Genomic DNA, 11,505 nt, shown 5'->3' on the forward strand with positions numbered 1-11,505 from the left:
CTATTTTGGTTATAATTTTTCAAAGATCATATTGCCAGAGACTTTAAAATAAGAGCCGTCTGATGCGGTTCCATTCATGTTTCCGAGAAAACCTAAGGTTACAGGTCCCGCTTCTGTTACGCTAAATTCGAATATTGCACTGCTTCCAGATAGGGTTTGAAAGCCCAAGGCTGTATTCAAGGCGGATTGATCGGGCAAGGCATTGCCTTTTGCGGCGATGAGGTGAACGACACCGGCGCTGCCTTTGTCAATCTTTGAGATTGTAAAACGATATTTTCCGGGCTGTAGGTTGGTCGTTTGATAAATTTTACCATTTACAATTGGCGCTAAGTTGGGTGAGGGTGAGGCCCATTGCCACCAACCTGCTTCCAAAGATAAACAGGCTTTTTTATCCCGAATCTCAATTCCGCCATAATATTTTCCATCTGCTGTCTTGAAGTTCTTTGCCGCATCATTGACAAGCCACACCGCCGGAGTGCCCCAGCGATCACCGCCCATGGCAGAAGTCTCGAAAGGAAAGTTCATATTTTTTAGATAAACCTCCTTGGGCGATATATTGGCGGAATAGTTCGTGTAGAATGTATCTAAACTTAAGGAATCCGGGACAAATAATGTACGGTAGCGTAGTGGTTTGCCAGGGAGAAAATCCGATAGAATACTTTTACCTAACTTGATAGAGTCTCTCTGAACAACCAATTTCCCTGACGTATTGGTATACTCCACTTCGGTAAACTGAGCACCACTTGTCAGATCGATTCCCCCCCAATTGACGGTGGTTTTTTGATCGCCCGCAAAGTAGTCAACAGCATACATTGGTCTGTTGATAAGTCCCGAGCTGAATCGTTCGCCATAAGATACGCCAGTTTTAAAAACGCTTAGCGATTTATTGCCTTGGGCATCGTAGGTGATAAGTTCAAAATTATGTACTCCTTCACTTATTTTCAGTGAAATTTTTAAGGTGTCTACACCAGCCGTACGATTGATTTTTAACTCAGTCGAATCTTGCCGATTATCCCAGTATATTTTGAGACGTTCCACCTTGGGGTCGGCCATAAATAATCCAGTAATATAGACGCGCTCTTTACCCGAGAACACCTTTACGGAATCAATTTTTCCGGTGTAGGAAATTTCACCGCCTTCGAGGTACTTTTTATAATCATCACTCTTTGAACAGCAAAGGAAAGAAAGCATGGCCATGCTAAGCAAGGACATGATAAAGAATGTTTTAATATGTGCTACTTTCATAATAGTCTAATTGATAATAAACAAGTTGTACTAACGTGGATCGCCATAAACCTGTAATTCGGCGATGGACATAAAGGACGATCCCTGCCAATTTTTAATGGTTTTGATGCGTAGATAGCGGACCTTCGGTGCACTGACATCAAAATCAAAGCTTAAACCCGAATTGGCGAGTTGATAATCTTCATCCGTTTGTTGTCCCATGGGTAATCCAGAGGGCTTTTTGCTTTCGAATGTACCCAAGCGGGTCCAGTTGTTCCAGCTGCCGTCTGAAGGCGGGTTGTCCGAACCCCATATTTCAAAAAATCGCACGTTCCCGCCATAATAATACATACGGCCACTGTTGGTATATTCAGGATAGTCCCAGATCACAATCCGGCTCATTTTGGCCAACTTACCGGTATCAAATGTGACCCATTGTGGACCATTGACAGTGACGTCAGTCAACGATATGTTGGGCCAGTTAATAATGTCCCCATCCCACATTTTAGAAAGTCCCGTGGAAGAATATTGTTGTTTAGAATCCGTTGGTAATGTAACTGCGGTATACCTCGATTTTGGAAGGGCCTGTTCAAACAGGGGTGTCAAGGTGGTGACCAGGGTATCAGTAAAATTCATGTACTTGTCTCTCACGGTAATCGCAAACTGTTTGGGATTTGGTGCAAACCCACGGATGGTACGTGAAATCTGTTTAGCGGAAGTATAGATGTTGTCTACAGAAGGTACCCATTCACCCAACGAATCGACCATCACCATTACGGTGAGATTTTTCTCGGTCTCGTTTTCGGCAGTGATCCGAATGCCACCAAAAGCTGGAATGGCCTCCAGACTTCGGAAAGTATTCCAGATGGGGTTTTCTAAAGGGGTTACAGAGACTTCGATCGGCTCCGAACTGACTTCACTTCTATTTACGGCATAGAGTTTAATTGCATGCGGATTAGTATCTGCAAAACCTTCCACCAACAGTGAGTTGTTGTAGTAGGAGGATTTTACCTCCATTTCTTTGCCCGATTTTAATTGGTATACAGCTTTGACATATAATAAATCCTGATCCTTTGGTAAGGTATAGGTAATCCGTGCGGCCCCAGCCAAGTTTTCTACCTTTACGTTACTCACTTGACCTGGTGCAGCGCTGTTTACGACTGGTGCAACCTGAATTTCTTCTTTACAGTTTTGGAATAAGATGCAGAAGAAAAATATAGCCTGCATTAGTTTTCTGTTTATATTCATTTCGTTGTGACTTTAAGGATAAAATTGAAAAGGGCTACCAACCAAGACTTTGTGTCAATGAAGGATTTACGGTTAATTCGCCTTGAGCAATTGGCCAGAAATAATCTCTAGGCGCTACAAATGTCTGCTGAAATAAGGTTCTTATCTGGTAGTAATCTGCGCTGACCTCTTGGTTTACACTCCATCCGGTAATGTTTTGATTGAAATATTTGACGGCCAATTTCCAGCGTCTTAAGTCCCAATAACGTTTTCCTTCAAAGGCCAATTCGATCATGCGCTCCCGTTGGATAATTTCGCGGAGCCCCTCTTTGGTTGTAGGCTTGTCAGGGTTTGAAGAAAATTGACTCCAAGAAGATAATACACCCGGGATTCCTGCACGTTCACGAATGCGGTCTAAATACGCGTAAACATCAGCTGAAGGACCGTTGGCTTCATTCAACGCCTCAGCATACATCAGATAAATATCGCTTAGGCGCATATCTGGCCAAGGGTAGGATTTATAACTGACACCATTGCTACTGAAAGCTTGCTCCCAGTTGACTAATTTTTTAAGAAAATATCCAGTTTCATTGATCCATCCATGATTATTTGCGCCGGCAGGCTGATTTAACTTTGCCTGCACATAATAGGTATCTTCATCTGAGAGGCTTTTAGTATCAAACTTAAACCAGATACCCCCGTCAAAACCCAGGTCAGCATAAAAGCGTGGTTCGCGGTCGAAGTTTAAACGTGCCGTGGTATATCCTTCTTTGATATAGTAGCGATCTGCAGCGGTGGCCACACGTAAGGTCGACTTATCGTTAAAGTCTAATGTTTTATCTTCGTTGATGGGTACACCATTTTTTGTATAAAACATTTCTGCAATTTTCAACGGCGCGCTTAGGTGCTGCCTTGCTGTACCGACCACTGCCTCTGGAGTTAACAGGGGCATCGCATCTCGCTGTATATTCCATGCCTGATAATTCGGGTTTGCCCAAATGTGTTCAGCAGACCAGCGCTCATTGAACGCTAAATTAATACCTAGCACCTTTGCTGTTGCATCGCTCATCTTAAACTGCCCATATTCAGCCTTATTGAAAGGGAAGAAACGGATTCCCGCCGCATCGGCAGATTCAATTGCAGCTTTAGCGGCTTCAGCAGCCCTGGTCCATTTTGAGGCATCGTAGGAAGGATTGAAAAGCTGTTCACCTTTGCTATTGCGCATGGACTGATAATCTGTATTTCCATTGAATAAAGGGCTCGCCGCAGTGAGCAATACTTCAGCTTTTACAGCCTGGATGATGGGTTTTGTCACACGGCCTAATTCTGCTGCTTTGTTCGGAATAATTAAGGGAACAGCTTTTTGCGCTGCGGAATCTAACAAAGTAACGATATAATTGACAACCTCATCCACAGGACGTTGTTCTACGCGTACAGCTGACTGGTTTGCATCAAGTGATATATTATTTTCAACCACAGGAATTGGGCCATATTGGCGCAATAATAAATAATGGTAATACGCTTTTAGAAACAATACCTCTCCAATCCATCGCGAACGATCATCAACGGAGAGATCAGGTACTTTAGATAGATCAGAAACATTTTCCAAAAAGATATTACAATCTCGGATAGCGATCCATAAGCCACCTCTCCAAGAGTCTACTAGCGGTTGATTCACATTTTGTCCGCCGCGGGCGATTCGCCAGTTGTTAGCCGGATAGATTTCACGTTGGGCGACAGGTAGCCAGACTTCGTCGCCAGCGAGAAATCCTATGTTGCTTTGAGCATCCGAATTATTTGGTAACCATCTATAACAAGTGAAGAGAAATTTCTCAGCTTCATTTCGCAGGGAAAAGGCGTTGTCAATTGTCGCCACATTATCCGGAACGACGTCGATATAATCTTTGCAGGCAGAAACACCAAAAGCACTAAACAAGAGGCATGCGATATAGGTGGCTGTCTTTTTCATATTTTTATTTTTCATTATTTCTCGGTTGTAGTTAACATTAAAAGCCCAGTTGTAAACCAATGTTGTAAACGGACTGAATCGGATAGCCTATTCCTTTTCCTCCCATTTCGACATCCCACATCTTAAAGGAGCTTAAGGCAAATAAATTCATTCCATTGGCATAAACCCGTAGGTTTTTTGCTCTGATACGTTTCATCAAACTTTCTTTGAAAGTATAGCCGACTTCAACCGTTTTCAATCTCAAGAAAGCTCCACTGCGCATCCACCAGGTACTTCTCTGATTATTATTTGCAATAATGTTTTCACTTAGGCGAGGCCAAAAGGCATAAAGATTACGATTTTCCTCACTCCAATAGCTATCAGCAATGACCTGTAAAAGCCCATTTTGTGAACCACCATTTAAATAGAAAGGAGAGATATTCTCAGAATTTATGAAAAAAGAGGAGCGTGCAGAACCTTGAAAGTAAAAGCTAAAGTCTAAGCCTTTCCCACCCACAGTACCACCAAATCCATAGATCATTTCAGGTGTTGTTGGGTAACCAATCGCGACACGATCTAGATCTGTAATCTGTCCATCGCCATTGACGTCACGGTATTTGATATCGCCGCCAAGATAATCCAACCCTGGTTTTCCGAACTGTACAGGAGAATTCAGTACTTCTTGGTCATCCACAAATAGTCTTTCAGCGATGTAACCAAACTCTTGGGACGCTGAAGTTCCTACCGTATAGCGGCTAGCCTCTTTGTAAGCAGGTTCATCCACGATCAATTTTTTGCTCACGGCGTAGGTCATCGTTCCCCGGCCCTGAATATACCAGCTGTCGCCGAAATTCTTGTTATAATTTAGCGTAAGATCTACCCCTTTACTTTCTGCTTTATTGGTATTGGCAACAATAGGAGCACGAAGTCCCATGGTACTTGGTATATAAGATCGACCGGTGAGAATGTTGCTACGTATTTGTTTGTACACATCTACATTTAATTCGAAATCTTTAAAGAGGCCTAGTTCAAGTCCTAAGTTTGTCTGCCGCGATCGTTCCCAAGTGATATCCTGATTGGCATAACGACGAATGGCAATGGTCGGTCTGTTATAGCCCGAAAGCTCACCAAATCCGATCGGAAAATCGTTCATATTTACATCAGATAAATAGAAAAAGCGATCTTGCGAACGGCCTATCTGGTCGTTACCGGCAAAACCATGCGTCGCTCGAATTTTTAGTTTTGAGATGACGTCTTTGACAGGTTCAAAAAATGCTTCGTTAGATATATTGTAACTAAGCCCAAAGGAAGGAAAAAAACCTAAGCGACGATTTTTGGCAAAGCGTTCTGAACCATTGTAACCAAAGTTGAATTCGGCAATATAACGATCATCGAAATTGTAAGAAAAGCGACCAGAAAGACCGATATTGCGTGAAGGTAGAGACAATTGCAAATTCCCGGCATTCCCACTCAATGAATTCTGAACTAATCCGATGACTGTGGCCCCTACATTATGCTTCCCAAAAGCATGATTATAGCTCGCAATTGCATGTGCGTAAAACATCGAGTTGACTTCTTTTGCAGATTCCGAATAATCGAGGTATTCGGTACCGACCGTACCGATCGATCCCAGTGACCCATCGTTCATGACGCGCAGGCTTAAATCGCCATAGGCATCAGCTGATGCGGTGTAATAGAAAGGGTTATATTTGCGATTTACTTCAAAATAGGCATAGCGTTTTAGGTAAGTCATGGCTGTAAGGCTCAAACCTGGAATCAATGCATTCAGATTTTGATTAATTTGAATCTGTGGCATGATCGTAGACGTATTAAATTCTTGATAACCACGGACCATTTCAGCATACGGATTCACAAATAAACCACCATTTCTATTGAGTGCATTACCAAACAAAGGATGATTCATGTAAGGCATATACGAAGACGGATAGATCGCCGGGAACATGACCGGATTCGACCAGATGGCGCGTCTGAAGGTCGCAGCTCCACCATTGATGCGGCTTCCATTTTCGTCTGTGCTGCCGATTGGTCCATTGTAATCGTCAAACTGGGCATATACACGTACTATACCCGTCGTTGTAGGGGTAAAGTTGATATCAACATTTGAACGGACGGAGTAATTTTTTAACTTGATATTGTTATTGAAATTGTTGATTCCGTTCATCTTTAAAATACCGTTATCGATATTATAGGTGCCCGACAGATAGTATTTGGCTTTTGCTCCACCGCCGCTGATATTTAAGTTGTTGCGTTGGTTTAAGGTGTAGTCTTTTATGAGTTGGTCAATCCAATTGTTATTTGGATACAGTAGCGGATTGTCTCCGGCTCGTGTATGATCAATTTTGTTCTGCCAATAGGGAAGTCCCTGTCCGCTGGCGGCATCAGCCGGACGAGTTAGATAAGCCTCGTTGGCCATTTCCATATAGCGGATGTTATCCGCAAATTTAAAATTGCGCGTATTCGTAGAAATATTACTTTCGGTGCGGAATTCAAATTTTGTAGCCCCTTCTTTACCCAGTTTTGTGGTGATCAGAACGACGCCGTTTGCACCCCGGGCACCATACATGGCGGCCGCATTGGCATCGCGAAGCACAGAAAAGCTCGCAATATCATCGGGCTGTAAGCGGGCCATATCGGTCGGTGAAGATTCGATGTTATCGATGAGAATCAATGGGTCTTGTTTTCCGGTACCAAAACTTCCAAGTCCCCGAATAAAGAAATTCGCATTATCAGATCCAGGCTCACCGCTGCGTTGAAAGGCAATCATACCAGCAACCCTTCCCGCAAGCATCGTTGTCAGGTTGCTTGTTGGTCCTTTTAATTCCTTTGGGTTAATGGTGGTTACGGAGCCGACAACAGAAGCTCTTTTTTCACGTTGTCCAAAACCCGTAACAACAACATCATCAATAACATTTTCATTTAGTTTGATTTGAGCATCTAAGGTGATGGTGTTATTGGCATCTATTTTTTTTCCGATCAAGGAAATTTCTTGGCGGGCATAGCCGACACTACTAAATACTAATGTTGCCGTTTTGCTGGCATTTAGTACATATCGACCATTTCCGTCCGTGGATACGCGAAGAGTGCCCCCCAAAACACTTACTGTGACGCCTGATAAGGCTGTGCCGTCATTTTCTGAGGAGACCTTTCCTTGTACCCGAACTTGTTGAGCAAGGGCTGCACAACAAGTTGCCGTCATTAGAAACATAAAAATTCCCAGACGAGATTTAATCTTCTTCCATCTTTTCATTAATAAGAATTTTGGTTATAAATTGAGTTATGTTGATACAATTATCGTCACAATGGACTGTATAATTCGAGGGGATTTACAGCAAAAGAAGGGGGTGAAATCGTCTTTTTCCCCATGTTTTTCTGCCGAAACTTATCTTTAAGATATTCAGCGAATTTTCTAAAGTGTTCAACGTATAAAAATATCAGGGACTAATGATCTTCGTTTAATTTCATTGGCGGCTGTGTCATATGAGAAAATTAGAGCCTTTTTTGTACAAAAATGAACCATTTCTGAACGATTCAGTACCCTCCTGTCAATCCACTATGGCTATTTTTGTACCGTACCTCAATAAATCATTAAATCAGCCCAATAAGTTATAAACTGCAGTAGTGGGCTGCGGAAATGGGGGAATACAGTAACCAATAACCAATACACATCATAATATATTCTGATACGAAATGATAAACAGAAAAATAATCTTTCATGGTATAATAAGTATTTTGTCACTCTTATTTTGTACATCCGCTTTGTCTGGCTTCTCTCAAAAAAGTGAAAGCAATTCAAACAATTCAGCGTATATCCTATTAAAGCCAAAGTACGATGGTCAATCAGTCTTGCGCAATCCTTTAAATGGATGGGTAATGTATGCGCCGCGCAATGCAGATGATACGTATTGGGATATCGAATATTTTGTGCCAGCCTTGGGTAAGAAAGTAAAAGTCATTGATTATGCCTCGGCATGTTATGTACGCACAAGTTGGTCATCGCTGAATCCCAGTGACGGTGTTTATGCCTGGAATGATCCAAAGTCCAAAATTGGGAAGCTTCTGAAAGGCGCTCAAAAGAGAGGGTTGCCCATCGCACTCCGCATTGTTGTTGATGGTCGCGACCAAGGTCAAAATACACCGAAATTTGTTTTTGATCAAGGCGCTAAATATTATCTGGAAAATGAAAACCATCCAGATAGGCAAACTCCCTATCCGCAGGATGCGGTATTTAGAAAGTATTATAGCAAATTTATAAGCGCCTTAGCTCAAGAATTTAATGATTCTGAAAAAACGTCATTTATTGATGCGTATGGCTTGGGAAAATGGGGCGAGGCACATTATGTAGTTTATGAAGATCCTAAAACAGCAACTCCCGAAAGTACTGAAAAAATAAAGGAGGAGACCTTGGATTGGGTAACCAACTTGTATGCTAAAGCCTTCACCAAAGTTCCTTTAGTTATTAACTACCATCGTTTGGTAGGGCATCCCGAAAGTTGGGGAGCTGTAAATCCAAACAGCGAACGCTTATTGAAGAAAGCCATTGATAAAGGCTATAGTCTGCGCCAAGATGCTTTTGGTATGACAGGTTATTATCAGGGATGGGAAAAGAATTTTGCCAAGAAATGGAATTTCAAACGCCCCATCATTATGGAGGGCGGCTGGATTATTGCTCCGGGGAAGCATCGTTATTGGACAGATCCCAGTGGAAAATATAGAGAAGGGCACGACGAGGATGTAAGGAAGGGAGAGTTTGATTTGTCGGCTGAAGCGCATGTGAATATGATGGATTTTAGAGCGGGCGGGGAAACGGAGTCTTGGTTTAAGTCCTTTGATCTGGTTCAACGATTTACTGTAGAGGGAGGATATCGTGTCTATCCGGACCAGATCAAATTGCCGCAAGATATCCGTTCTGGTGCTGCAGCCTTAATTTCCCATCGTTGGCAAAATATGGGCTGGGGTTACCTACCAAATAATATTCCACAGTGGAACTATAAATATAAAGTAGCTTTTGCGTTGTTAGATGCGAGCGGGCATGTGAAGAAGATTTTTATTGATCATCAAAGCGAACCGTCTGTATGGTTGAAAGGTGCTGGTGTGAATTACAACCTAAAAGCAAAAATAGATCTACCTGCCGGAATTTATAGCTGGGCTGTCGCCATTGTAGATACGACAAAAGATAGTAAACCAGCAATTCAACTCGCACTCAATGAAGAGTTAACTCCGCAGGGCTGGACCAAACTGTCGGTTATACGGGTAAAATAGAAAAAGAAGATTCTATAAAAAAATAACATCTATTATGGTAAAGCTGATCAATCTATCTTTGGTATTGTCTCTATTTTTTAATCTGTTAGCATTTCATCTTGTTGCTCAGCAAAATATGACTAATGTGTATGGTAGGCGTGTACAATTATTAAATGGTAAGTGGGATGCCATTGTCGATTTATATGACCAGGGTAGGAAAAACAAAATCTATCTCAATAAGAAACCGGAAAACAAGACTGATTTCTACGAATATGCTTTCGAAAATGGTATTCGTTTAAACGTGCCTTCGGATTGGAACAGCCAGATGCCTGAACTTAAATACTATGAAGGTACCATTTGGTATGGCCGTAAGTTCGATGCAGTGAAAGTAAGCGGAGAAAGGCTGTTTTTATATTTTGCTGCTGTAAGTTACCGTTGTCGTATTTATCTCAATGGCAAAGAGATCGGACAACATGAAGGAGGCTTTACTCCGTTTCAGGTTGAAATAACAGATGCTGTTAAAGAAAATAATAATTTTTTGGTCGTTGAGGTCAATAATACCCGTCGAATAGATGCCATTCCAGCAATGGCGTTTGATTGGTGGAACTACGGCGGCATTACCCGTGATGTTTTTCTGGTCAGCACACCGAAAGTTTTTATTGACGATTATTTTATCCAATTGGACAAGAACAGAGGCGATAAAATCAATGCTCAGGTAAAACTTTCAGAAAAGTTGGCCAATTCTTCCGTAACCATCGAAATGCCAGAATTACAACTAAGACAAACCCTTGAGACGAATGCTTTCGGAGAAGTAGAAACGTCTTTTACATCAACAAAAATCAAACGTTGGTCGCCAGCTGCACCAAAATTATATCATGTCAAGATATCTACCCAAACTGACAAAATAGAGGAGGAGATCGGCTTTCGTAATATTGGGGTGAAGGGGGAAGATATTTTGCTGAATGGCCAACCTATTTTTCTGAAGTCGATTTCATTTCATGAGGAAATACCTCAGCGTGAAGGCCGTGCTTTTTCGCAGTCAGACGCGTTGATGTTGCTTTCGGAAGCTAAGGCTTTGGGCTGTAACATGATTCGCTTGGCACATTATCCACAAAATGAATATATCGTGCGAATGGCAGAAAAAATGGGTTTCATGTTGTGGGAAGAAATTCCCATTTGGCAGGGGATCGATTTTGAAAATGAATCGACCAAGAAAAAAGCGGTTAAAATGATGCGTGAAATGATCGCGCGTGATAAAAACCGTTGCGCACTTACCTTTTGGGGGGTAGCTAACGAAACCCAGCCTTCGCAGCCAAGAAATGCTTTCATCAGGCACTTGATTGCAACATGCCGAGACATGGACACAACACGACTTATTACGGCTGCTTTTGACCTGGTTCGTTTTAATAAAGAAAAAGAAATTTTTGTCATGGACGATCCTTTCATTAAAGAGCTGGATGTGGTAGCGGTTAATAAATATTTAGGCTGGTACCACCATTGGCCGATTTCCCCTGATAAAGCTGTATGGGATGTGGCAAAAGGGCAGCCTTTGATTATCTCTGAATTCGGCGGGGAGGCCCTTTATGGAAAAGCGGGCGAAAAGGATGTTGCAAGTTCATGGAGTGAAGATTACCAAGCAACTTTATACAAAGACAACTTGCAAATGTTTAAGCATATCCCGAACCTACGCGGAATCTCACCTTGGTTGTTATTTGATTTCCGTTCGCCTTTCCGTTTTCATCCGACTAACCAAGGGGGATGGAATCGAAAAGGGTTAGTTTCGGATCAAGGTTATCGAAAGAAAGCATGGTATCTTATAAAGGAATATTATGAGAATAATTTATAGA

The 11,505-nt window shown here is 42.1% G+C and carries 6 protein-coding genes; 2 read left to right on the forward strand and 4 right to left on the reverse strand.

Annotation, left to right across the window (positions count from 1 at the left end; genetic code table 11):
- Positions 1 to 9: 9 nt before the first annotated feature.
- Genes VXM68_RS10505 through VXM68_RS10520 form a run of 4 tightly spaced genes read right to left on the reverse strand, consistent with a single transcriptional unit; the run spans position 10 to position 7,667 of the window.
- Positions 10 to 1,245, reverse strand: a complete 1,236-nt coding sequence (locus VXM68_RS10505) for a DUF4998 domain-containing protein (RefSeq protein ID WP_367211207.1) — start codon at positions 1,243 to 1,245, stop codon at positions 10 to 12.
- Positions 1,246 to 1,275: 30 nt separating this feature from the next.
- Positions 1,276 to 2,472, reverse strand: a complete 1,197-nt coding sequence (locus tag VXM68_RS10510; RefSeq protein WP_294347519.1) for a DUF5000 domain-containing lipoprotein — start codon at positions 2,470 to 2,472, stop codon at positions 1,276 to 1,278.
- Positions 2,473 to 2,506: 34 nt separating this feature from the next.
- Positions 2,507 to 4,435, reverse strand: a complete 1,929-nt coding sequence (locus VXM68_RS10515; RefSeq protein ID WP_312332161.1) for a RagB/SusD family nutrient uptake outer membrane protein — start codon at positions 4,433 to 4,435, stop codon at positions 2,507 to 2,509.
- A 22-nt stretch (positions 4,436 to 4,457) separates the two neighbouring features.
- Positions 4,458 to 7,667, reverse strand: coding sequence for a TonB-dependent receptor (locus VXM68_RS10520; RefSeq protein WP_293955694.1), 3,210 nt, complete (start codon positions 7,665 to 7,667; stop codon positions 4,458 to 4,460).
- 482 nt (positions 7,668 to 8,149) lie between these two features.
- Between VXM68_RS10520 and VXM68_RS10525 the strand changes: the two genes are divergently transcribed.
- Complete coding sequence (locus VXM68_RS10525; protein WP_367211208.1) at positions 8,150 to 9,679, forward strand: DUF4832 domain-containing protein; 1,530 nt, start codon at positions 8,150 to 8,152, stop codon at positions 9,677 to 9,679.
- 34 nt (positions 9,680 to 9,713) lie between these two features.
- Positions 9,714 to 11,504 (forward strand): glycoside hydrolase family 2 protein, encoded by a 1,791-nt coding sequence (locus VXM68_RS10530; RefSeq protein ID WP_367211209.1) that lies wholly within the window; start codon positions 9,714 to 9,716, stop codon positions 11,502 to 11,504.
- Position 11,505 lies beyond the last annotated feature (1 nt).

The organism is Sphingobacterium sp. R2 (assembly GCF_040760075.1).
Lineage (GTDB): Bacteria > Bacteroidota > Bacteroidia > Sphingobacteriales > Sphingobacteriaceae > Sphingobacterium.